Origin of the sequence: Xenorhabdus lircayensis (assembly GCF_016306625.1) — a bacterium.
GTDB lineage: Bacteria > Pseudomonadota > Gammaproteobacteria > Enterobacterales > Enterobacteriaceae > Xenorhabdus > Xenorhabdus lircayensis.
Genome location: NZ_JACOII010000010.1, coordinates 20,423 through 44,149, shown reverse-complemented (window position 1 = coordinate 44,149; position 23,727 = coordinate 20,423). Strand labels below are relative to the sequence as shown.

General features: G+C 43.4%; 18 protein-coding genes. 10 read left to right on the top strand and 8 right to left on the bottom strand.

What is annotated here, in order from left to right:
• Positions 1–37: 37 nt before the first annotated feature.
• A complete protein-coding gene (locus H8A87_RS01335) occupies positions 38–814 on the top strand; it encodes a type II toxin-antitoxin system HipA family toxin (RefSeq protein WP_232370010.1) in 777 nt (258 codons plus the stop codon).
• A gap of 245 nt (positions 815–1,059) precedes the next feature.
• Here the strand turns inward: H8A87_RS01335 and H8A87_RS01330 are convergent, their stop codons facing one another.
• From H8A87_RS01330 to pgaA, 8 genes are all read right to left on the bottom strand, one after another.
• Positions 1,060–2,034, bottom strand: a complete 975-nt coding sequence (locus H8A87_RS01330; protein ID WP_232370009.1) for a cyclic diguanylate phosphodiesterase — start codon at positions 2,032–2,034, stop codon at positions 1,060–1,062.
• Positions 2,035–2,290: 256 nt separating this feature from the next.
• Complete coding sequence (locus H8A87_RS01325; RefSeq protein ID WP_198688227.1) at positions 2,291–2,776, bottom strand: OmpA family protein; 486 nt, start codon at positions 2,774–2,776, stop codon at positions 2,291–2,293.
• Complete coding sequence (locus tag H8A87_RS01320; protein ID WP_198688226.1) at positions 2,773–4,035, bottom strand: diguanylate cyclase domain-containing protein; 1,263 nt, start codon at positions 4,033–4,035, stop codon at positions 2,773–2,775. Before H8A87_RS01320 ends, H8A87_RS01325 begins: the two co-directional genes overlap by 4 nt.
• 5 nt (positions 4,036–4,040) lie before the next feature.
• Positions 4,041–4,637, bottom strand: coding sequence for a YfiR family protein (locus H8A87_RS01315; RefSeq protein ID WP_198688225.1), 597 nt, complete (start codon positions 4,635–4,637; stop codon positions 4,041–4,043).
• 207 nt (positions 4,638–4,844) lie between these two features.
• A complete protein-coding gene (pgaD, locus tag H8A87_RS01310; protein WP_198688224.1) occupies positions 4,845–5,270 on the bottom strand; it encodes a poly-beta-1,6-N-acetyl-D-glucosamine biosynthesis protein PgaD in 426 nt (141 codons plus the stop codon).
• Positions 5,270–6,598 carry a poly-beta-1,6-N-acetyl-D-glucosamine synthase gene (pgaC, locus tag H8A87_RS01305; protein WP_198688223.1) on the bottom strand — a complete coding sequence of 443 codons (1,329 nt, stop codon included), beginning with the start codon at positions 6,596–6,598 and terminating at the stop codon, positions 5,270–5,272. Before pgaC ends, pgaD begins: the two co-directional genes overlap by 1 nt.
• Positions 6,591–8,627 carry a poly-beta-1,6-N-acetyl-D-glucosamine N-deacetylase PgaB gene (gene pgaB / locus H8A87_RS01300; protein ID WP_198688222.1) on the bottom strand — a complete coding sequence of 679 codons (2,037 nt, stop codon included), beginning with the start codon at positions 8,625–8,627 and terminating at the stop codon, positions 6,591–6,593. Before pgaB ends, pgaC begins: the two co-directional genes overlap by 8 nt.
• Before the next feature lie 10 nt (positions 8,628–8,637).
• Positions 8,638–11,142, bottom strand: coding sequence for a poly-beta-1,6 N-acetyl-D-glucosamine export porin PgaA (pgaA, locus tag H8A87_RS01295; RefSeq protein WP_198688221.1), 2,505 nt, complete (start codon positions 11,140–11,142; stop codon positions 8,638–8,640).
• A 1,626-nt stretch (positions 11,143–12,768) separates the two neighbouring features.
• On the opposite strand from pgaA, the gene H8A87_RS01290 reads away from it, so the two are divergent.
• The 9 genes from H8A87_RS01290 (at position 12,769) to menE (ending at position 23,713) form a co-directional block, all read left to right on the top strand.
• On the top strand, positions 12,769–13,299 hold the full coding sequence (locus H8A87_RS01290; RefSeq protein WP_198688220.1) for a fimbrial protein: 531 nt from the start codon (positions 12,769–12,771) through the stop codon (positions 13,297–13,299).
• Between the two features lie 156 nt (positions 13,300–13,455).
• Positions 13,456–14,136, top strand: a complete 681-nt coding sequence (locus H8A87_RS01285; protein WP_332460315.1) for a fimbrial biogenesis chaperone — start codon at positions 13,456–13,458, stop codon at positions 14,134–14,136.
• Positions 14,137–14,191: 55 nt separating this feature from the next.
• A complete protein-coding gene (locus H8A87_RS01280; protein WP_332460314.1) occupies positions 14,192–16,813 on the top strand; it encodes a fimbria/pilus outer membrane usher protein in 2,622 nt (873 codons plus the stop codon).
• Positions 16,814–16,825: 12 nt separating this feature from the next.
• Complete coding sequence (locus H8A87_RS01275) at positions 16,826–17,710, top strand: fimbrial protein (RefSeq protein ID WP_198688217.1); 885 nt, start codon at positions 16,826–16,828, stop codon at positions 17,708–17,710.
• Between the two features lie 273 nt (positions 17,711–17,983).
• Positions 17,984–19,687 carry a 2-succinyl-5-enolpyruvyl-6-hydroxy-3-cyclohexene-1-carboxylic-acid synthase gene (gene menD, locus H8A87_RS01270; protein ID WP_198688216.1) on the top strand — a complete coding sequence of 568 codons (1,704 nt, stop codon included), beginning with the start codon at positions 17,984–17,986 and terminating at the stop codon, positions 19,685–19,687.
• Positions 19,684–20,454: a 2-succinyl-6-hydroxy-2,4-cyclohexadiene-1-carboxylate synthase gene (gene menH, locus H8A87_RS01265; RefSeq protein ID WP_332460313.1), complete on the top strand. Its 771-nt coding sequence runs from the start codon at positions 19,684–19,686 to the stop codon at positions 20,452–20,454. Before menD ends, menH begins: the two co-directional genes overlap by 4 nt.
• A gap of 12 nt (positions 20,455–20,466) precedes the next feature.
• Positions 20,467–21,324, top strand: a complete 858-nt coding sequence (gene menB, locus H8A87_RS01260; protein ID WP_198688214.1) for a 1,4-dihydroxy-2-naphthoyl-CoA synthase — start codon at positions 20,467–20,469, stop codon at positions 21,322–21,324.
• Positions 21,324–22,319, top strand: a complete 996-nt coding sequence (gene menC, locus H8A87_RS01255; RefSeq protein ID WP_198688213.1) for an o-succinylbenzoate synthase — start codon at positions 21,324–21,326, stop codon at positions 22,317–22,319. Before menB ends, menC begins: the two co-directional genes overlap by 1 nt.
• Positions 22,310–23,713: an o-succinylbenzoate--CoA ligase gene (menE, locus tag H8A87_RS01250; RefSeq protein WP_198688212.1), complete on the top strand. Its 1,404-nt coding sequence runs from the start codon at positions 22,310–22,312 to the stop codon at positions 23,711–23,713. Before menC ends, menE begins: the two co-directional genes overlap by 10 nt.
• The last annotated feature ends 14 nt before the right edge of the window (positions 23,714–23,727 follow it).

The window sequence follows — 23,727 nt, the reverse complement described above, 5'->3', positions numbered from 1 at the left end:
GCAGTATGCTTGTAGGGCAATTGGCTATAATTCCAAAATGGTGACTGCCTTAGAACGGTTGGCTTATATTGGTGAACGATGTTCTGGTGCACTTTACGATGAGCCTGTAACATCTTTTTCTGATACGGATGAGAGAGATATCGATCTCATCACGCTTGGCAAAGAGGCGGTTAAAGAATTTGAAGGTACAGAAATGGATTTTCTTAGGTCCCTTATGGATGCCAGTGGTTCTGGTGGTGCCGGTCTTAAACTCAATGTGACAAAATGCGCTGATGGTCGATTTTCAACCCATGCTGACGCCATTGGGGGAAAATTGATTATTAAATTGACGTCTGATCGATTTTCTTTGAAGCATTCAGAAAGCCTTGTTGAATATGCCTATATGAAAATGGCTAGAAATGTTGGGATTGAAGTGCCTGATTTTGAATTGTTAGATGCGGAAAATGGGAATTTTTGGTTACAGCAAACTCGGTTTGATTGTTTGGCACAGGGCCGCTATCACATGATTTCAGCTTGTGGATTGCTGGATGCACCATTCAGGGAACCCTCTTTGGATTATATTGATTTGGTCAAAGCCACAAGGCACCTGTGTGGTATAGAAGAAGCGCAAAAATTGGTGAAACGTGCTTTGTTTAACTATCTTACCGTTAATCAGGATGACCACGCTAAAAACTTTGCTTTTCTGGCCGATGATGCTGATAATTGGCGGGTTTCTCCATTTTATGATGTGGTATATATGCCATCACATTATGACGAACATATGACTTCGTTTAACGGAAATGGTAAAGTTATCACTCCGGCAACGTTGGAGTAATTAGCGGGGTAGGCAGGGTTTTCCAGCGTAAATCCTTTAGTAAGTATGTTTGAAGAGATTTACGATGAAACTCGCGGTTTTAAGTCGCTTGCCAATGAATTAGGGATAGATAAGCCATTGGCTGCTACGATTGATCAGCATATGGAACAAAAATGGTCGGAGCTGAAAATATGACACAATAGTATCAATACATCAGATTTGGCTATCTTCAAGTTGTGCCAATCATTCTGACAGGGAAACCCCTATCACAACCACTTCTTCACAAACTCTTCCAATGGCACTGGATGATCAAAGTAATACCCCTGCAAATAATCGACAGAATAGTTTTTCAATTGATTGACTTGTTTTTGGTTCTCGATTCCTTCTGCCACAATTTCCAGATTTAATCGCAGAGCAAGGTCAATAATATTCTCAACAATATGTTTTGAAATCATATCTGTATTCATTTTGCTAACAAAGCTATGTCCAATTTTCACTAAGTTAACGTTAAATTTTTGTAAATAATTGTAATTAGAATAACCCGTGCCAAAATCGTCCAGTGCGATTAATACGCCTAATTCATCCAACTTATTGAATAAACTAATTGTATGCTCGTCTGGCTCCAATAATTCTCGTTCGGTAATTTCCAAAATCAGCCTGATGGAATCTTCCGGAAAGGCTTTAATAAAGTTCAGGCAGTTATCCACCAAATGGGTGTCTTTATAATGTCTTGCGCTGATATTGAAATTGAAATGGAAATGTTCAGGTAATTGATGGGCAATAGGCGCGAAGTAATCTTGTACTTGGATGATTAGGTTATGAGTTAAGGGAATAATGAGATCTGATTTTTCAATCTGTGCGATAAATTTATTTGGTGTTAATAGTCCATGAGTCGGATGTTGCCAGCGGGCAAGGATCTCACATCCAATGATATCGTTGTTTTTGCTGCAAATAATGGGCTGTATGTAGGGAATGAATTGCTTGTTTTTAATCGCTTTTTTCAGGCGGTATTCTGGGAGAGTGATAGTTTTGGTGTATTTATAGAAAAACATCGCAGATAAGAGAGTGAGGAGAGATAGCAAAATAAACATACACTCTAATTCCACATCTGGTTGGATATTATCCTGATAATTGGAAAATAATCTCCAGAATATAAATCCTGTGTTGGCAGTGATGGTGATGAATAACATCACAAACATCCAATACAGAGATCGGGATGATTTCAGATTCAGCCCCATCATTTCTCCTTTTTGATAAAGCTCATTACTCAACAGTAGACTTGTTATCTAAATGTGTAAATTTTTATTAACGTATTGCTTACAAAGAAAGAGATTCTCTCTTTGAGAAAACAATGTCGGCTATGTTACAGGAAGAAATTGGAGACAGGAAATAGCTATAGGGTTATACGGCAAGATCTGAGCAAAAAATTTCTTCATTGGCGGAGGTAATCTAAATAAATAGAATGTTGCTGCCGTCCGTGGCAAGGAAGATAAATTATTATGGTGTCGTTATTACAATGGCAACTCGGCGATTTTCTGCCCGGCCTTTTGAGTTCCGGTTATCGGCGATAGGCTGGCTTGGCCCCAATCCACGGGTTATTAGGTTAGAGCGCTGCATACCTCCTTGTGTCAGGGCATCTGCAACTGTGTTAGCGCGTTTCAGAGATAACTGATTGTTGTAACTTACCTCTCCGTAGTTGTCAGTATGACCATCAAGGCGGGCGTGGTGAATGCCAACTTTGGACAAAATACCTGATAGTTCTTTTAGTTTTGCTTCACCTTCTGGGCGCAAATGAAATTGGTTATTGCCAAACAGCACTTTTTCTGACATGCCAAATAACCAACCTTCATCGGTTTGGTGAAATCCTTGTTGTTTGAGTGCGGCGATTTGTGCGGCTGTTAGAGCCCCTTTATTCTGGCAGGCACTGAGGAAAAGGGTGCCAATAAACGCGCAGATAAATATAAAAGAACGATTTTTGCTCATAATGAGTTCCTTGATAGGTAGTTTAATTTTGCTGTATCAGCGGAATGCCAGCCACCGCCTCGTTGTTTAATGTGATACATAGCTGCGTCAGCTTCAGACAGCAGTTGTTCTGCCGTTAAATCACCGTTGGATAAGGCGATGCCAATACTGAGTGTGATACGTAGGTGTGAGCCGTTGGGAAGAAGAATGGGAGTGTCCATGGCATGGATGATATTTTTCGCGACGCATTCTGCATTTTCCAGATTGGCGGAGGGTAATAAGATGGCGAATTCATCCCCACCAAGCCGGGCGACGGTGTCTGTTTTTCTTACCCTTCTTTTTAAGGTGGCGGCGATAGTGACAAGAACGTGATCGCCAGCAGCATGTCCATAGACGTCGTTGACATATTTCAGTCTGTTACCATCAATAAACAATATAGCTGCACTCTCACGCATGAATTTATCATTCATGACGGTTGAAAGGACACGCTCAAAGGTTGCTCGGTTTGGTAAGCCTGTCAGGGAGTCATGTTGTGCCTGCCAGGTTAAAACGGCCTTTTCTGTTTGCAGGTGATGTTGCCACTCTTCCAGTTCTTCGAGCAGATGGTTAAAAACTTGGCTTAGCTCGTGCAGTTCAGCAATATGGGCAGAGGGCACGCGCCGTGAAAACGCTCGGCGTTGCCGGACGTCATGGGCAACGACCGTAATGTTCTGCAAGGCTCTGACAATACCATCGTGCATGCGCAGGGAGAGGTAAAGTGAAATTACAGCACTGAACAACAGGCAGACGAATAGCACCAACAGAGCCTGATAAATAAATTGGATTATGTGGTCGCTGTTGCCAATTAACCAGACTGCCCCTACTTTTTGCTGATGATGGTAAATTGGCAGAATAAGGGGGTCAGGGAAAAGCCAGCGCTCGACTAATTTTTTGAAATTACCAGTACGGGTTTCCTGATTGGCTTGCCAGCTTGCTAACACTTGCTGTTTGGCATCAAAAATCTTAGCTTCTGTAAAACCATCATGAATCGCAATCAAGTTCAATATTTCGGTTGCGGCGGTTTTATCCTGGAAGACTACGGCAGCTTGTGCCGTATGAGCAATAGTTGTGGAGATCAGCTTCAGGTTATTTTCGGCATATTTCTGCATAGCGAGCAATGCCAATAAAGAGAGAAACACGCCCACTACGGATAATATGATAAACGTAATAATCAGGTGGATCCGGTGAAAAGCCTGGCGCAGGGTAGGGCGTGATGGCATCAGTGAATAACGCTTTTTCATACAGATTATTCCACCTTACGTGCCAATTGCAGGACGTTCGGATTTACGCGTACGCCACTGCGTGTCAGAATATCGAAATTAAGGCTAAATGTTGCCTGAGTGCTGTTAATATTAAGACAAAATGCGCTGCCGATTTCACAGTGCGGGTTACTTTCAGCAATAGTAAGCAGTGGCTTGCCATTTTTTTGGCTAATCACTTGGTGTTGGAGTTGTGGCTCGACTTGACCATAGTAAATAACATCACATTTTTCTATTAATTGCTCTACGTTGAAATTCAGGGTTTCTATTTGCAATTCTGTGTGATCAGAAATCATATTAATGTGGGTTAAGACGCTAATGTAATTAGATGGGGGAACCAGGCATAAACGCAGGGCGGTTGGTGTGGCAGGCCAGTGTGTATAACTGATAATCCCAGAAACTACCCGTGCCACATTTTCATTGAGTTTTAGCTTTTCATTGGTGTCAGGCATGGCCATTACTGTTGAATTACATATCATGTTGATTAAGCACAAGGTCGTCAGTACCCGTAGAAATAATCTGGAAACACAACGTTTAAACATAATACGCTTACAAAGATGATGAGTCCGTTCAATCATTTGCATAACGAGTCCCAGTATTTGCCTTTCATATAATGTCAATAATAGTGTTGAAGTTATTGATAAAGTATGTTCTCAGTTAGAACCTATCCCATCCTGGTGTTAGTGATACCGGCTGAGATAGGTTGTAAAAACTATTGCTAACAAAATGGTATTATTTGGAATTAAACTGGTAACTTTGAGGGATAATATCTATTTGTGATTAATAGATTGTTATCTCTGTATTGATGGATTTTCATTGATACCTATTATATGTCCATGATTGTCATAAGTGATACTGGAAACTTTGCTTTGTCTTAAGGCATCTAATAATTTTTTTTCCAAAATAAAACTTTTTGCCATTTCTGCATGAGTTAAAGCGGGTTGATGGCGGCGACGTTCTATACTAAATCGTTGTTGATTGTATTTTGCCCAGCCAATGAGCAAGAGTGCGTTAAATAGGGCAATAGCGATATAAAGAGTAATTGACTCTAGCTCTAAAGTGGATACTGAAGTAAAGGGGCTGGGGCCATTATGGGGGGAGTTAAATAATCCCAGCGTGAATAAATAGATAAAACCAACCCAAGCCAGAATAGTCAGCAGGATATCAATCAGGCGAGGTGATAATCTTTGTTCAGTAAAAATCAATGGATCTTTCATTATTCGATTCTCTCTATTCCCCGATCAGGGCTTTCCCAGCGGGCACGTTTTCTGCGTACCTTGAGCATCACTTTGGGGAAAGATACCAGTGTCGTAAATAGATTTAGCATCCAATAGACCATCGGATACCAAATCACCCAGAAAAGCGATGATGCAACGTGTTTTTCATAGCGTCGTTCAATCACTAAACTGACGGTAAATTGAATCAGGCAGGTAGCTGCCAGTACCAATCCCGTATATCCGGGTGGAAATAGCGTATAGACGCGAATGTTCTCCGGTAATGTGATGAGCATGCCGAGAAAAAATAAAATGATGGAAAGGGCAAACGTAAATGACCAGATAACAGAACAGCAGAATTCCGCAAATAACACCCACATGCGGCGATATTCCCATGACCACAGTTTACGTAGGTTTTTCAGGAAGACTTCGGCTCCACCCTGTGCCCAGCGTAACCGCTGTTTCCACAATCCACGCAGGGTTTCAGGCATCAAGATCCAGCAAATGGCACGGGGTTCGAAGAAGATAGACCAGTGGTGTAACTGGAGCTTCCAACTGACATCAATATCTTCCGTGATCATGTCATTGCTCCAATAGCCAACGTCAGCAAGCGCCCTGCGGTTAAAGGCAGCTACGACGCCAGAAACGGTAAATACTTGGCCATAAACCCGTTGGGTACGTTTGATCAGGCCAATGATGGAGGAAAATTCCCCAACCTGAACGCGCCCGACTAAAGTGGATCGTGTTCGAACACGAGGATTGCCAGTAACTGCGCCAACACGGGGGTGATCAATCATAGGCTTGACCAGCCAGACGGCGGCATCACGATCCAGTAGGGCATCGCCATCAATACAGACCAGATAATCACTGTTAGCTGCGGCAGCACCTGCCTGAAGAGCGGTGGCTTTTCCTTGATTCTGTTTCAGGTGTATGACTCTCAAGGTTTGATGCTGCTTCGCCATGGCATTGAGTTCATCAGCGGTACTGTCGGTTGAACCATCATTGATTGCGATCACTTCAATATTGGGATAGCGCTGGTTCAATGCTGCCAGCAGTGTTTCGCGAACATTTGGTCCCTCATTATAGCAAGGGATTAAAATTGAAATCAGAGGCTCACCTGCAAGATGCAGGGTTTCTTTATCAACGATTTTCCAATGTCTTTCCCGATAGAACCAGAAATAGATTCCCCCTGAGATCCAAATGGCAGACATGAACAGCGGCCAGAAAAAGACAAAGTTCAGCATGACTTCACCGGTAAAGGTCACAGCAATACCAAGAGGGATGCTCAATACAAGGCAGAGCACGATAAAAGCAAGAATACGATCAATCATTAAGTGGATACCATTCTGGAGAAAGAACAGGGCGAACCTGGTTTATTTCTGGTTGATTATTGAGAAAGTCATCAGGGTAGTAACCAAAACTCTGCGCACCATTGAGTTGTAATTGACGCATCCATTCTGTTAATTGATGTCCGGGTATCGCTCTTTTATTCATCGGCTTGCGCCAATCTACGGATTGGAGTTCAAAAACGGTTTTGTCTAGCGCTTGTGGGCGTTGTGCAATGATTTTCACCAGGCGGGATAGCCATTGATTGCTTTCTGATAGAGGCACATTTTCCATCAATGGCATCGCCATCGGGGCAACCCAATCGTAATGAGCGAGGAAATCATCCAGATTTTGGGCAAACCACTCTTCGCTGTCCGGCTCCAGAATCGGCATGGCAAAAATATTGCGTGCGGTTTTGATCTGATAACCCCGTATTGACTTGAGTTCCTGAGTTAGTTCATGGGTAAAGGCAACCAGATATTGGCTTTTGAAACGAGTCCAACGAGTGAATTGTTCAGGATCCTGACGAATGGCTGGGATGGAAGCAGGTAAGCCAGCCGCTTGATAAGCCTTTATGGCATCTGGGCCGGCATCTTCAAAATCCGACATGACCGCATCATCGTGATACAGGATGCCCTGAAAAATGGCATGGGCAGCCAAATCCTGATAAATCTCTTTAATTTTCTGGCGGTTATCTGGGTTATAGGGAGACAGGCGACGGTATTGCGTTGGATTCACAAACAGCTTGTTATTACTTTCGTCATAGCTCATCACACGCGGGTGTGAAGGTTCTAGCTCAAATGCCAGAACTGGCATCCACGCATAAACGTCAATATTCAATCGACTGTGCAGTTGCCAAGAGACGCGGTTAAATAAATCTGCCCGCATCGGTAGCCAGCGATTAGGGAAGTAGAGCTCACGCACATTGCCATCGCCTTTGGGATCGGCAAAGGCTTGCAGAAAAACGGTATTGACGCGGAGATCGGAAATACGCTGTACGAGTTTGTCAAGATTGCTGGCCTGTTGAACGGGATCAGGATCATAAACATAGTCCAGATCAATGTGGGCAATCCGCAAGATGCGCTTATTCTGCACCTGAATCACCTGTTCGGCGAACTCTTTCAGAGAAGGGTTATTGGTGAGCAATATACGGGGAATGTTATCAAGGTCGTTGACATCCGCCAGCCCATTGTCCAGCGTCAATGCCATCTTGTAGCCGTAACGTTTGGCTATCTCCAGTGTAACACCGTTATCCATGCCATAAGGCCAGACCCAGACGCGTGGCTGCTTGCCAGTGGCGGCGACGATCCTTTGAGTGATCGTGGATATGTCCTTTTCCATCCGTTGGCGAAACGCGTGATCACTTTCATATTTACCTGTTTTCGGATCGTAAATACGAATGGCAGCGGCAGGCTCTGTATTTCCTTGTGGATTACCGGCCGCGCCATAATGATGCTGATAGGTGTGGGAACCTATTTCCACTAAACCAGAGCGAGACATTTCGGAGACTTGTTCCCATGTGGTGAAACGTTCCCGTGGCACCATCAATCCACCAAAATTAACGGGCTTTCCGGCGGGGGCATCGATCCAGATCCCTACAGGAGCCAGAATTGCTGGCCAATTATAGGCTTTAAGTAAAGGAAAGACTCGGCGGTAAAAGCTGCTATAGCCATCATCGAAAGTCAGCAATACCGCCTTGGGAGGCAACGGAGTACCTCCCTGATTGGCGGTAAGGATTTGATCGACTGTAACAGGTTGGTAGCCATTTTCCCGCAACCATGCAAATTGATCGTTCAGTGCGCTGGTACGGACTGACATAAAACGTTGGTCAGCACCATCATCCTCAATATCATGGTAAGCCAGAACCACGTAACCATTTTGTGGCCAAGGGCGTTCGTTCATGGAAAGAGAGCGTTGTGCTGGTGGAACGAAGTCAGGTTTTTCTGCATATGCCATCATGCGGAGCTGGGGAATGAGCAGGCTAATCAGCAGTGCCAATATCATCAACCAATGGCGAAAAACGTTGTGTGTCATAAAAAATCCTTTAGAACCGATAGATTAAGTCAAAAGCAGCTTGCAAATTACTTTCTCGTTTACCGTCGTAAGGTCGTTTATCCAGCGTGATCCTCACTCCTGCATCAATGACGTCATTCCATTTAATGCGCTGGCCGTATCCCACCATTGTGATCAAGCCATTGCCATGATCTTGCTGCCAATATTGCCCCACACCTGCCATCAATTGCTGACTCCAGACGGTTTGATAATGCCGGTATATGATGTGATCGGCTTCCAGTTCAGGCAGGAACGAAAAATCGCTTTTGGGATTGAAATAAGGGGTATTTTGTTGATGGCTATTGTGAGTTGTGCTCAGTTCCAACGTCGCATTAAGCTTAAGGTAAGGTGTGGTATATAGGCGCTGGAGGCCGTTGATACCATATTCAAACCGATGATTGCCATCAGAGAAAAATGAAGGGGCAAAACGCGCTGTCCATTGACTGCGTTCGCTGTATCTCCAGCGAGTATAAATTTGACCACCATTGGCGTGAATATTATTACTCAATGCGCGCAGGGGGGTGTTACGGGCAAGACGTTCTGCCGAGCCGCCCAGACGCCATTGGTCATTGAAATCATGCCATCCCGCAATGCGTAAGCTTACTTTGCCACCATGACGGTAGTCACGAGCGGCAACTTCTCCTTCTAGCCAAAGATCCCGTGAACGCCACTCCACGCCACCACGCAAATCACGGTTCAAACCTTGGCCTTCTGAAAATTGACTGCGGTTGTAAGCACCACCGGCAAATAAGCGCCAATTATCATTAATAGGCGGGCTATAGAGTACAACATCAATATCTGAACTGTGCTTACCGCTTTTCGGACTATCGGAATCAATGCCCCGATTGACCTTGAGGCGCAGTTCTGACATATGATGCACATTGCGCAGGCGGTCAAAGCGTTTAGCAAGCATATTTTCTGGCGCGCGGGTGATGACATCATCGGCCAGCAGATCCATCTGGTGCCATTCTTGCAGAGTAAGTGCGGTATAACCCTGTTGGATTTCCAGCGATAGGTTGCGGGGATCCAGTCCTTCAATCTGTTTCAGTTCGCTTTCTGCACGGTGCGGCCAGCCACGATCTAGCCAAATTGCGGCCAAATCAACCCGCAATTTCTGATTACCGGGAGCGGTACGGGCTAAATGGGTAAAGCGTTTTTCTGCTTCAGGAAGGTCTTCACGTAATTGTGCGGACTCAGCCAAAAACTGCTGACCTTGTAGCCAACCATCATTAGGGACGCGAAGGGGGGAGCCAAAAACATTGACCATATAAACATTGCGTTGCTTGATATGGGTTGCAAGCTGCTGTGCTTCATCTAGATGTTCGCTTTCCACATCAGCGTAGAAAAGGACGATGTCATCCTCTGGAGTGATATGGGATAACGATGCTTTTCCAACCGACGATACTTTCTCCCCCGATGGAATGCTCCCATTGGGGTAATTCAAGGAGCGCAAAATATCCCGTGCTTTGTCAGGCTGACGTAGATTCAGATAGGCTGAGGAGGCCCATTTCTGCGCATATTCCGGGATATTTATCCCCTCTTTTTCTAAGGTCTGATATTCATCGATGACTTCTTGCATCCGATAGCGGGCGAGCAGGGCACCGAGACGATCAATACGTGTTCGTTGGTAATCTTGTTGTGCATCAGGTAGGGAACGCCATTGATTGAGCATATGTTCGTAGCGTGCAAGTGCCCTGTCGGCGATATCAAACCGCTCCTTTTCGCTACGATTGGGAATCATCGATAGGCGAACCAATTCTGCTGCTGCGTCGGTTTCTAGCCTGCGCAGATGTTCGGAGGTAAATTGCGTAGAGTATTGTTGTCCTAAGTGCCATGCAGGGCCACTTACTCGACTGTTTTTCAGGCTAAATAGATAGTCCTGCGTCACGTCTTTATTGTCGGAAAACTGCTCATGAGCGGTAGAGAGCATTTGCATGGCATCCCATCGCCGACCCGCAGCGTGATCAACATAGGCCATTAAACGGTAATTGGCGGCGTTGGGTTGGTGCGCCAGTAAATCCTTTGCCAGACGGCGGGCTTCTTTGTCCTGTTTGGCATCAGCGAGTGTCATGATAAGGCCAGCTTTTATGTCACTGTTTTGTTCTTCGAAAATTAGGGCTGTGCGCCACAGTTGAAGCGCTTGCGGCCATTGACGTTGATTGCGATAAGCTCGTGCAGCGGCCGTAATCCCTCTGACGGGGATAGCCATTGACCGGTAACGTTGCCAGAGGGAAATGACTTCGTCGTCATGTCCGGCCCAGCTTGCAACTTGTAACCCATCGGCAATTTGTGAGGAAGAAAGATGATGCCGTTTTTCTTCCTGACGAATATATTCAAGCACGGGGATAGTATTACCATTTCTGGCTTGTTGAATTAATGCATCGTAATCCGCTTGTGCGGCTTTTGTTGTTATTAAACAACCTAGTGATATAAATAACGATAACAGTTTATACCGATATCTATGATAGCCCATCGGCCGGAAATAAAGATATGACACGGTATCCCCTTTTTATACTGCTTATTGATTTTTCAAGCAGCAGAACTAGACGGAATGAGATTTAATTTTGATTAAGAAAAACTTTTTGTTTCTTCATTTTTGAAGAGGCAGAATAATACGTATTGCGTGAATTTATATCAATGGGAAATTTTCAGAAAATAATTTCGTATATTTGATTTTAATATGACATTATATCCATCAATAATAATACTAATGGATTATTTTGTTGTTATGTTATAAGAAATTAATTTATAAATCATGTGGTTGTGTATTTTTTTATGGCGGAATTTATAAAATTAAAAAAATAAATTACAGTGATTTTGCTAATTTCAATAAAAAATACCCAAACTGAGTATGAATATTTTTCATTGCCATCATAGTTCAGTCAGCAATAAGTGTTTCTGCTAACCTTTTTTCCTATATCCCAATTATTTTTATCCGATTTTTATTACCCCTATGTGAATATCATTTGAAGTTGATATTTTCAGTAAAAAATAAATAACAGGAGCTAAATTGATTGATTGTATTTCAGTATTTAAATCTGCTTTATTCGTCGTGTAATGGTTATATTTTGAAGTTAAATTCTCTTTTTATAGGTGTAATATAATAGATTATATGATTGCATCAATTCTATTGATTAAAATTATGCTTCTTAGCAGTAACTTGGGATAAAACAAATACGTCTAAAAAACCTTATTAATGATAAGTGTTTTCATAATTCGTGGTGGTTCGTATTATTCTGTTTTTTATCATGTTGTTCATGAGGAAGGTATGAATCAGATTGTCGGTATTATCGCTGATGTATGTGAATCTTAGGGTGCCGGAAATGTTAGTGAAATTGGCATTCAATCATTCTCCAGCATGAAAATCTGATTGTTTTCGATGATATTTGTCAGCGTTTGCAGGGAGCCTCGCTTCGGTGGATGTTCCTCCGCCTGATGTGATTCGTTTGCAACCAACGGCCGAAGGATTGCGTATATTACATTACTGTCCGGTATAATTTATGAGTAAATTATTTACCTTTCATCATTTCAAATCTATTAGATGTATCAACGACCATTTATCTTACTTTAATCAATTAATTCTCATCCATTTGATTCTTTGTTTTTATTGTTATCGATATGAATTATAAAGGATAAATCAACATTAAAAACATATTTTAACGTAAAGAAAATATAACTTAATTAATTATTTCATTAGTGAAAAAAACCATAGTCAAAATGTACATAATGATAATAATTATTAGGTTGCTAATTATATATTATTTTTTAATTTATGAATTTTTAGCATGATATTCATTGATTTCATCTATATATAATGTCATTTAGTAAACATTTAGGAAGATTATAGAATAAAGTTCTGTGTATGTATTTTATTCGAATTATTATGTTGATCTATGTAATATTATGGCTATTATGATCTAGTCTTATCCTAAATGTGCGAACGAACCCCACAAAAGGCCACGTAGGGGGACGTAAGCCTGTTTTATTTGGATGAAAAGGCAATTGTTGTAGATGCGTGATGTGTTGCGTTGAAACTGTCTATCAAGTAAGTGAACTTATTTCCATATCGTCTGTAATCAGTCGTAGGAATGTTTTTGTATATTGACTAATGGGGTTTAATTTAATGAAATCTAAGCTGCTTATTTCTTCTCTTTTTGTGTCTTCTTTATTTGCTACAAGTGCAAATGCGGCGGATGGGACAATTAGATTCGAAGGAGAAGTAATACAGAATGCTTGTAAGGTTCATGGCGACTCTGCTGATCAAACCGTTAATATGGGCGTCGTTAGTGCAGATTCATTTAAAAAAGTAAATGATACTGCTGCACCAACAAGATTCCAGATTAAATTGGTTGATTGCCCGGCAGATATGAAAGAAAAGAATGTCACTATTAAGTTTGATGGCCCTAGTGATAGCGATAACAGAGATCTTTTGTCTTTGACTAAAGTAGATAATGCTGCAACGGGTGTCGCCATTGGTATTTATGAAGCGGATACTCATACTCGCGTTTCTGTAGCGGGAGCTTCTGAGCATAATCTGCTTCATAAAGGCGCTGACCAAGAATTAAGTTTTATTGCCAAGTATGTTGCTACGAAGGAAAAAGTAGGTCCTGGATCTGCTAATGCGGTGACTAATTTTACCGTAGTTTATAATTAATAGTTCGATATTCTGAATATTATATATCTACCAGATTTCAAGTTGCAGTGTAACCAATAAAGCTGCAACTTGAAAAATGAAGGGGATAAAACCTAGCAAGGATGCTTGGGTTATTCAATTGAATATAACCAATCCTGAGTGGGCGGAGAAATGACCGTGTCGTGTTACCGTATATTGTTTGTTATTTTTTTATATTTTTTTAGTTGTAATATTGCCGCTGCGGGCGTGATTATTGGTGGAACTCGAATTGTTTATTTAAGCAACAAAAAAGAAGTTTCTATTTCTATTAATAATCCAGAGAAAGAGGCTGTTTATCTAATACAAAGCTGGATTCAGGATGAAAATGATAAAACAAAAACGCCCTTTGTTGTAACACCACCTTTATTTAAATTACCGGCAAACAATGAAAATATTTTACGTATTGTTAAAATCGGAAATCAATTGCCAATGGATAAAGAATCTATATTTTGGATTAATGTCAAGTCAATTCCTCAAACGTTGAATTCAGATACAACTCTAAATCAGTTGCAAATTGTCGTGAATTCACGCTTAAAGTTGTTTTATCGTCCTGTTCAACTGAAAGAAAAGGCGGAGATTGCTTATAAGGAAATAAAATTCAAACAAGAAAACGGTTTGTTGTTAGCAGAAAATCCTACACCTTATTTTATCTCTTTTTCATCTCTTAATGTTGATAATCATGATATTAAACGCGCAGGTATGATTAAGCCTTTTGGTCAAGTAAGTTGGCCTTTGCCGCTAAATAATGCCCGAAAAGTGAGCTGGAAAGTGATCAATGATTATGGTGGCGTGACACAGGCAGAATTTGCGGATCTTTAGCTTAGATCCTACTGAGATAGGCTCTTAGAATCTATACCTATGCCCGATAGATTTCATGTTGCAGCCAACAAGGCCAATTCATCATATTGTTAGAAAATTAAATATGTCAAAGCATATCAAGCATAATCTTGCCAAACGATTATATCGTGGCAGGAATTATAGATTTTTAATTTCCATATTCATTATGGCAGGAAATTTATTTTCTCATTTAACTGCACATGCAGAAAATAAATTTAATATTCATGCACTGAAAATTGATGGGAGCTTGCCTGATGATATTGATCTTTCTATTTTTCAAGACGGTTTTCAACCACCAGCTACTTACTGGGTGAATATTTATTTAAATACAAAGGAGGTGAGTGAGGAAAATATTGAGTTTATTTTAAAGGACGAAAAGTTACAGCCAGAAATCACAGTTAAAAAATGGCAAGATATGGGTGTGAAAATTGATTCATTTCCCGCTTTAGCCAATTTAGCCCCAGAAACTGTGATCACAGATATTGGCAAATATATTCCATCTGCAAGTACAGATTTTGATTTTAATCGACAACGATTGAATATCAGTATTCCTCAGGCAGCTTTGAATTATCGCTCTAGAGATTATGTTTCGCCTAAATTGTGGGATCAGGGGTTAACAGCATTGCTGATTAATTACAGTTATAATGGAGCCACTAATTGGCAGGATAACCACAATTCAACACAGCATAATTATTTGCATTTAAGATCAGGAGTGAACTGGCATGCCTGGCGTTTGCGCCATGACTCCAGTTATTCTGATAATCAAAATCAACGTTGGAAAAGTATCAGCACGTATTTGCAGCGTGATATCCACTTCCTTAAGGGACAATTGACACTCGGTGATAGTTTCACGCCTAGCGAGCTGTTTGGTGGCATTGGATTTCGTGGGATCCAGCTTGTGTCTGACGAGAATATGCTGTCGGATAGCCAAAGAGGTTTTGCGCCTATTGTGCGTGGCATTGCTCAAAGTAATGCACAAGTGACAGTTAAACAAAATGGTTATGTTATTTATCAGACTTATGTTGCACCCGGCGCATTTGAAATTAGCGATCTCTATCCAACGGCATCCAGTGGTGATTTGAACATTATCATCAAAGAGGCTGATGGTCAGGAACGCAGATTTACTCAGGCATTTGCTACCACACCCACGATGTTACGGGAAGGTAATCTCAGATATGCACTGGTGATGGGGCGTTATCGTGCTGTCGGTAATCATAGCCGCAAACCTTATTTTTCGCAGGGAACGTTGGCTTATGGTTTTCACAATAGGCTTACTGCTTATGGTGGCACAATTTTATCCCGTGATTATCAGTCTGTTTTGTTAGGTTCTGGTGTGGACTTGGGAAGTTTCGGATCATTTTCTCTTGATGCTACTCATGCCAATAATGAATTACCATCAAACCACAAATCCACCGGACAGGCTTATCGTCTGCGATATGAGAAAGATTTTTCACTGACTGGAACGCATTTAACATTGGCGAATTATCGATATTCGACGGAAGGGTTTTATGATTTCAGTGAAGCTAGTCGTGTTAGGGATGCTCGTATTGGCAATGCTAGTCAGCTATTTGATCGTTTTAAGCAGAAAAATAAACTGCAACTGCAAGTTAATCAAACGTTGGGGGATTTTGGTGAGGTCTATTTTACGGTATTGCAGCAGGATTACTGGAAGAAAAGCGGTCATGAGCGTTCATTCAACGCGGTTTATAACATTAGCCACCAAGGGATCAGCTATGGGCTGAATTATTCCTATAACCTGCGCTCAAGTTCTGATGAAAATGAACAAATGTTCTTATTCAGCATCCATGTTCCCCTCGATCGCTGGTTGAAAAACAGCTGGGCGAATTATAGCGTTAATCTCAACAGAAACGACAAAATTTTACAGCAAGTCTCCCTGAATGGAACGGCGCTTGAAGATAATAACTTATCCTACAGTTTGCAGCAGGGCTATGCCAATAAAGGCGAAGGTGGGAGTGGAAATATCCGCGGAGAGTATAAGGGAGCTTATGGCCGAATTAATGCAGGTTATAACTATCAATTTCCTAACTATCAATCTCATAGCAGGCAACGTAATAGCAGGCAATTAAATTATGGCATGAATGGAGGCATTGTCCTTCATCCATATGGACTGACTTTATCTCAAGAATTGGGTGAAAATGCGGTTTTGATTCGGGCGCAGGGCGCAAAAGGTATCAAAGTTGCCAACAATACAGCCGTTGCCACGGATTGGAACGGTTATGCGGTTGTGCCGTACGTCAGCAGTTACCGTAAAAACCGAGTGGCACTGGAACCCCATTCATTTTCTGATGATGTCGATATTGACGTGAATACGCAATCTGTTGTGCCAACAAAAGGCGCTCTCGTTCTGGCTGATTTTCAGACACGAATGGGAAATAGGGTATTGATGTATCTGGTTTACCGTGGCAAGCCAGTACCTTTTGGTGCCAAGGTTACATTGGATAAATCGGATGAGCTTGATGAAACCCATGGTGCGATTGTCAGCAGTGAAGGTCAAGTGTATCTCACGGCGCTGCCGGATAGTGGCAGGTTACAGGTCAAATGGGGGGCGTTAGATACCAAAACCTGTGTGGTTAATTACACCCTACCGGAAAAAAGACCTCAATCTGGCGTATACACCTTGGATGTGAATTGCGATTAGGATCAGGCTCATATGTTTATTATCCATAAGAAATACCGATTATTATTAGCGGCCAGCAGTGTGTTGATTGGAGTGTTTACCAGTAATGACAGTCACGCAGAATCCTGTCATTTTGGGACTGGGTTTACGGAGCAAAAAATATCTGTCTCATCTGATTCGTTTCTTGTACACAGGGAAATGAATGTTGGGGCAGTTATTGGGACTTATTCTGTAAATACTATAGGTATCAAGAATTATTCTTGTGATGGCTCGGAAAAGATGGAATGGGAATTCATGGGCTATCCCCTTACAGGGGGAAGCAGAAGTGATGATATTCATGATGCAGGTATATCTGGTATAGGATTACGGATGAATGCTCAAGCGGGAGAGACGAAGGTCGAGTTTGTGAAAACAAAGCCTAAAACCGGTTCTGGTGTTATCGTTTCTGGTGTGATCACTGCGCGTTTGGGGGGAACGGCAGTATATTCTTTTTCCCTCAATAAAATAAGCTTTATTACGCCCGGTTGTTCCCTGGGTAAGAAGAATATTTTTGTTCCAATGGGCAAGATAGGAAACACACAGTTTTCGGGTATCAATAGCACTGCGGGAGAACGTCATTTCGATATCGATTTGACATGTAATACCGATGCTCCCATTGAATTAGTATTGAACTCAATTGCTCCAAGCCGTGTTGACGATGTACTGGGGCTGGATCAAGACAGTAATTCCGCGGGTGGAATTGGTCTTCAGGTTTTGTATCAGGATCGGCCTCTCATATTTAACTCGCCGGTCAAGCTTGGCACGAGCGTGGATGGAATTTATTCTATCCCTTTCAAAGCGCGTTATATCCAGACAGAAAATCGCATTACCGCTGGCAAAGTCAGTGCCACCGCAACACTGAATATTGTTTATCCCTAAGTCCTTTCAACTATATGACCAGCCATAATCTATTCTTGTGGCTGGTTTTCCCTTTTCTATCACGTAAGTTCACTTTTTGATGTGGAAAACCCCCCGCTTTATTGTCAATTGGCTTTATACTTCCCATTTATAGAGAAGATATTGCCAATTAAATGGCAATTCCTTGAACTAAGATAAGGAAATCGTTTTTACAGGCATTAGGCATAGCAAATGCCTTATATAATACCTTTTATTTTTGGCATCATTTTTTGAAAAGAAGTTCTTGGGCATCATATGTCAAACAGCGCACTGAACCGCCGTTGGGCGGAACTCTTATTGGAAGCATTGACCCGACATGGATTGCGTCATGTCTGTATTGCTCCCGGTTCCCGTTCGGCGCCATTGACATTGGCTGCCGCCAAAAATCATAAGCTGATCTGCCATACCCATTTCGATGAGCGTGGATTGGGACATTTGGCCCTGGGGTTGGCAAAAGCGGGCAAAGAACCTGTGGGGGTGATTGTGACGTCGGGAACAGCGGTCGCTAATTTGTATCCTTCCTTGATTGAAGCTGGATTGACAGGAGAACGATTAGTGTTTCTCACTGCTGATAGGCCACCAGAATTAATCGATTGTGGCGCGAATCAGGCTATTCGCCAGATAGGCATGTTCGCCTCCCATCCCACCCAAACCCTTGCACTGCCACGACCAACCATGGAAATCCCTGCCAGCTGGCTGGTTTCCTCTATCGATAATGGGATGTCAAACCTGAAACAAGGCGCACTGCATATTAATTGTCCGTTTGCTGAACCCTTGTATGGCAATCATGTGACGGCGTATCAAGATTGGCAGCAAACATTGGGGGAATGGTGGCAAGGAAATGAACCGTGGCTGAGTCAGCCTGAAACTCATACCACCGTTAAGGTAGCGGATTGGGATCTCTGGCGGCAAAAACAGGGAATTGTACTGGCTGGGAGAATGAGCGCCAAAGAGGGTAAGCTCGTAGCTCAGTGGGCAAAAGAAATGGGCTGGCCATTGATTGGTGATGTACTGTCTCAGACTGGGCAACCGTTGCCGAATGCTGATTTATGGCTGAATCATCCCCGTACTCAGGCGATTTTGGCACAGGGGCAATTGGTGATTCAATTTGGCGCCAGTCTGACAGGAAAACGACTGTTGCAGTGGCAAGCTAAATGCCAACCAGAACAATACTGGATTGTTGATCCAATTATTGGCAGGCTTGATCCCGCCAATCACCGAGGGCGTAAGTTTACTTGCTGGGTCGTTGATTGGTTACGGGAACATCCCGCACATGCTACACATTATTCTGCTCATGCTTCATATACTCAATCATCTTGGGCAGATGAATTGGGTATATGGTCAAAAAAAACATCCGAATGCGTTGAAGCAAAACTAGCGGGAAAATTCAGTGAGGCGGCAGTGGCACATCAGCTGCATCAACTGTTGCCAGAGCAGGGGCAATTGTTTGTTGGCAATAGCTTAATTGTGCGCTTGATTGATGCCTTGGGGCAGCTCCCTGCTGGTTATCCGGTTTACAGCAACCGAGGCGCCAGCGGCATTGATGGATTGATCGCGACTGCATCAGGCGTCCAACGAGCAACCAATAAACCGACTCTGGCGATTATCGGCGATATCTCAGCCCTCTATGATCTGAATAGCTTGGCCTTATTACGCAATCTTTCTTCTCCCATGTTGTTGATTGTGGTCAACAATAATGGCGGCCAGATTTTTTCATTGTTACCGACACCACAGGAAGAACGTCAACGTTTCTATTGTATGCCGCAAAATGTCAATTTTGACCATGCAGCCGCTATGTTCGGCCTGCATTATGCTGCGCCACAAAATTGGTCAGAATTAAAACAATACGCCGAACAAGTGTGGGAGCGTAAGGAGACAACATTGATCGAATTAAACGTCGCTGGCAGTGAAGGGGCGACGTGCTTGCAAGAGTTACTGAAACAGGTGGCTATGTTGTGAAACTAAATTGTCAGGCGCTTCATTCACATAATCAGGGAGCCTGGCTGGTTTGGTTGCATGGTCTATTGGGAACAGGTGACGATTGGCTGCCACTGGTGAATGCTTGCGATCAATACGCCTCATTGATGATTGACTTACCCGGTCACGGTAAGTCCGCTGATCTTACCGTGACCGGAGGTTTTGCTGAGATAAGTGAGTTGTTGAGTGCAACTTTATCTGAGCATCAGATCGACGATTATTGGCTGATGGGGTACTCACTGGGAGGGCGCATTGCCATGTACCATGCGACTCACGGTAAACATGACGGATTGCGGGGATTGCTGGTGGAAGGGGGAAATCCCGGACTATTTTCCCAGCAGGAGCGTGATGTGAGATTGCAGCATGATCGGCATTGGGCGCAGCGTTTTCGTCAAGAACCTTTGGTGTCTGTCTTAGCGGATTGGTATCAGCAGCCGGTATTTTCTGATTTAACGCTGGTGCAGCGTGAACAATTTATTCATCTCCGCAGTCAAAACAGGGGAAACCGCATTGCCGACATGCTGGAAAATACCTCTTTAGGGCATCAACCTTGGTTGGTGCCTGATTTGCAGCAAATAACCACACCTTTTGCCTACTTATGTGGGGAAAATGATCGTAAATTCCAGAACATAGCAAGGCAGTATACACTGCCGTTAAAAACCATCCCTCGGGTTGGGCATAATGCTCATTATAGCAATCCTGCGGCTTTTTCTGCCGCAGTGAACCATTTTTTATCACTTTTTGGTTAAGGAAACTCAGTAATGCGTTACCCAAGCGAAGAAAAATTGTATGCCTCCATTGAATGGCAAGATTGTTCTCAAGGGCTTGAAGATATTCTCTACCATAAATCCGCAGATGGTATTGCCAAGATTACGATTAATCGTCCGCAGGTACGCAATGCGTTCCGTCCCCTGACTGTCAAAGAGATGATTCAAGCACTGGCAGATGCCCGTTATGATGATGAAATTGGCGCTATTATTCTGACGGGAGTGGGAGAAAAAGCTTTTTGTGCCGGAGGAGATCAAAAAATCCGGGGCGATTACGGTGGTTATAAAGATGACGGCGGGGTACATCATCTGAATGTATTGGATTTTCAGCGCCAAATTCGCACTTGTCCAAAACCCGTAGTTGCTATGGTCGCGGGGTATGCCATTGGTGGTGGGCATGTGTTGCATTTGATGTGTGATCTGACCATCGCGGCGGATAATGCCATTTTTGGTCAAACTGGCCCTAAAGTCGGTTCCTTTGATGGTGGCTGGGGAGCATCTTATATGGCGCGGATCGTAGGACAGAAAAAAGCCCGCGAAATCTGGTTCTTGTGTCGTCAATACAATGCCAAAGAAGCACTGGATATGGGACTGGTTAATACTGTTGTGCCTTATGCTGAACTGGAGAAAGAAACGGTACGCTGGTGCCGTGAAATGTTGGAAAACAGCCCCATGGCGTTGCGCTGCCTGAAAGCGGCACTGAATGCAGATTGCGATGGTCAGGCTGGTTTGCAGGAGCTGGCGGGGAATGCGACTATGTTGTTCTACATGACAGAAGAAGGGCAGGAAGGGCGCAATGCGTTCAACGAAAAACGTCCCCCTGATTTCAGCAAATTCAAGCGTAATCCGTAATGCGTAAAGCTGCCTTATATCAATTCAGCCTGCCAATGGAGGCAGGTATTATTCTGCGTTATCAACGTCTAAAAACCCGTGATGGGTTTTTAGTTCATTTGCAGGAAAATGGGCGGGATGGATGGGGAGAAATTTCTCCATTGCCAGAGTTTAGCCATGAAACTCTCGAACAAGCTAAAACCGCCACCGTGGAATGGTTGCAACAATGGTGCTTGAATAAACGGTGCTTGAACACTCAATCAGAAGAAAGTGAGCTTCCCTCCGTTGCTTTTGGGCTCAGTTGTGCGTTGGCTGAATTGCAGGGAGAATTACCCGCAGAGGCCGATTATCGCAAAGCACCATTATGTACGGGCGATCCTGATGATGTGATTCTGCGTCTGGGAAATATGACTGGCCAGAAGGTTGCGAAAGTAAAAGTCGGGTTATATGAAGCCGTACGCGATGGCATGGTTGTGAATGTTATGTTGGAAGCCGTTCCCGACCTCCAGTTGCGATTAGATGCTAACCGTAGTTGGACACGCACAAAAGCAGATGGTTTCGCTAAATATGTTAATCCAGATTATCGGCAGAGAATTGCTTTCCTCGAAGAACCTTGTAAAACCCGTGAAGAGTCTTTGGCGTTTGCCCGTGAGACTGGTATCGCAATTGCGTGGGATGAAAGTGTGCGTGAAGCCGATTTCACGCTGGAAGCACAAGAGGGCGTTTCCGCCATCATCATTAAACCGACATTGGTAGGCAGTATTGCCCGTTGTCGTCAATTGATCGCGGAGGCGCATCAGTTAGGGCTGGAAGTGGTGATTAGCTCCAGCATTGAAACCAGCTTTGGTTTGACGCAACTGGCTCGTCTTGCTCATTGGCTGACACCAGGTTCACTCCCAGGTCTGGATACGCTGGATCTTATCCAGTCACAGCTCATCCGTTGCTGGCCAGACAGTGATATTCCGTGTGTCACGCTGGATAAGCTGGCAACGGTGTGGAGCCATAAATGCCTGTAACAAAATGGACTCAGTGGCCGTGGCAGCATTGGGCTGCGATCCATCCTAAAAAACAGGCTATTCAGCTATACGATGAGCAATTAGACTGGCAGCAACTCGCGCAAAAAATCAATGTCATTGCTGCTTGTTTCCATCAACAGGGGCTTTCTGAAGGCAGCGGTGTGATCCTCCGAGGCAAAAACAGTGCGGAATTCCTGCTGTGTTATCTTGCAGCCCTGCAATGTGGTGCAAGGATATTGCCTCTTAATCCTCAATTACCTGATCGATTGCTGGTGGAATTGCTGCCTCATCTTAATATGGCTTATTGGGTGGATTTTACAGAGTTGCCTTCACCTGCTATTCAAGCCAAAGAACTTAACTGGCAACGAGAATTGCCAGTGGTACTGGATAAATGTGTACCGTGGGAACCTCATCGTCCTGCCAGCATGATTTTGACTTCCGGCTCTTCTGGACTGCCCAAGGCCGCAGTACATTCTATCTGCGCTCATCTTGCCAGTGCACAAGGTGTTCTTTCCTGCATGGATTTTCAGCCAGATGATAGCTGGTTGCTTTCGTTACCGCTGTTTCATGTTTCCGGTCAGGGGATTCTTTGGCGTTGGTTGCAAACAGGAGCAAAATTGGTGCTGCGGGATTTATACCCACTGGGTAGGGCGCTATCAGGTTGCACTCATGCATCACTGGTACCTACTCAATTTTGGCGTTTGCTGGAGCAGCCAAACGAATATCAACTGACGTTAAAAGAAGTGCTATTGGGGGGCGCAATGATACCAACAGCACTGACCCAACGGGCTGAACAGCTGGGCATTCGCTGTTGGTGTGGTTATGGCCTGACAGAAATGGCATCGACTGTCTGTGTAAAACGGGCAGATGGGTTGTCTGGTGTGGGCCACTCGCTTCCTGGAAAATCCATTCGTTTGGTGGATGAAGAGATTCAGATCCGTGCTGATAGTATCGCCAGTGGTTATTGGTTTGATGGGGAGTTGAAACCACTGACAGATAAAGATGGATGGTTTTCGACTCGTGATCGAGGTGTATTTGAACAGGGCGAATTACGTATTTTGGGGCGTCTTGATAACCAATTTTTCAGCGGTGGTGAAGGTATTCAGCCAGAAGATATTGAGCGGATCATTAACCAACATCCCCAAATCGAACAAAGTTTTGTTGTTCCCGTTCCTGATATTGAATTCGGCCATCGTCCGGTAGCCGTGATTGAAACACAATATCCTAATCTTACAAAAACACTTGTTGATTGGCTTTCGGATAAACTCGCGGTTTTCCAGCGCCCTGTCGCCTGTTATTTATTGCCGCCACAGTTGCAAAATGGTGGAATAAAAATTTCACGTCAGCAGGTTAAGCAATGGCTATTGGAAAAGGATAGCGCAAATGATGAATAGTCACGGTATTTACA

Excerpts from the sequence above, each read along its gene's own strand:
- H8A87_RS01335 (WP_232370010.1), top strand. The coding sequence starts at position 38 with ATGGTGACTGCCTTAGAACGGTTGGCTTATATTGGTGAACGATGTTCT.
- H8A87_RS01330 (WP_232370009.1), bottom strand. The coding sequence starts at position 2,034 with ATGATGGGGCTGAATCTGAAATCATCCCGATCTCTGTATTGGATGTTT.
- H8A87_RS01325 (WP_198688227.1), bottom strand. The coding sequence starts at position 2,776 with ATGAGCAAAAATCGTTCTTTTATATTTATCTGCGCGTTTATTGGCACC.
- H8A87_RS01320 (WP_198688226.1), bottom strand. The coding sequence starts at position 4,035 with ATGAAAAAGCGTTATTCACTGATGCCATCACGCCCTACCCTGCGCCAG.
- H8A87_RS01315 (WP_198688225.1), bottom strand. The coding sequence starts at position 4,637 with ATGCAAATGATTGAACGGACTCATCATCTTTGTAAGCGTATTATGTTT.
- pgaD (WP_198688224.1), bottom strand. The coding sequence starts at position 5,270 with ATGAAAGATCCATTGATTTTTACTGAACAAAGATTATCACCTCGCCTG.
- pgaC (WP_198688223.1), bottom strand. The coding sequence starts at position 6,598 with ATGATTGATCGTATTCTTGCTTTTATCGTGCTCTGCCTTGTATTGAGC.
- pgaB (WP_198688222.1), bottom strand. The coding sequence starts at position 8,627 with ATGACACACAACGTTTTTCGCCATTGGTTGATGATATTGGCACTGCTG.
- H8A87_RS01290 (WP_198688220.1), top strand. The coding sequence starts at position 12,769 with ATGAAATCTAAGCTGCTTATTTCTTCTCTTTTTGTGTCTTCTTTATTT.
- H8A87_RS01280 (WP_332460314.1), top strand. The coding sequence starts at position 14,192 with ATGTTGCAGCCAACAAGGCCAATTCATCATATTGTTAGAAAATTAAAT.
- H8A87_RS01275 (WP_198688217.1), top strand. The coding sequence starts at position 16,826 with ATGTTTATTATCCATAAGAAATACCGATTATTATTAGCGGCCAGCAGT.
- menD (WP_198688216.1), top strand. The coding sequence starts at position 17,984 with ATGTCAAACAGCGCACTGAACCGCCGTTGGGCGGAACTCTTATTGGAA.
- menB (WP_198688214.1), top strand. The coding sequence starts at position 20,467 with ATGCGTTACCCAAGCGAAGAAAAATTGTATGCCTCCATTGAATGGCAA.
- menC (WP_198688213.1), top strand. The coding sequence starts at position 21,324 with ATGCGTAAAGCTGCCTTATATCAATTCAGCCTGCCAATGGAGGCAGGT.
- menE (WP_198688212.1), top strand. The coding sequence starts at position 22,310 with ATGCCTGTAACAAAATGGACTCAGTGGCCGTGGCAGCATTGGGCTGCG.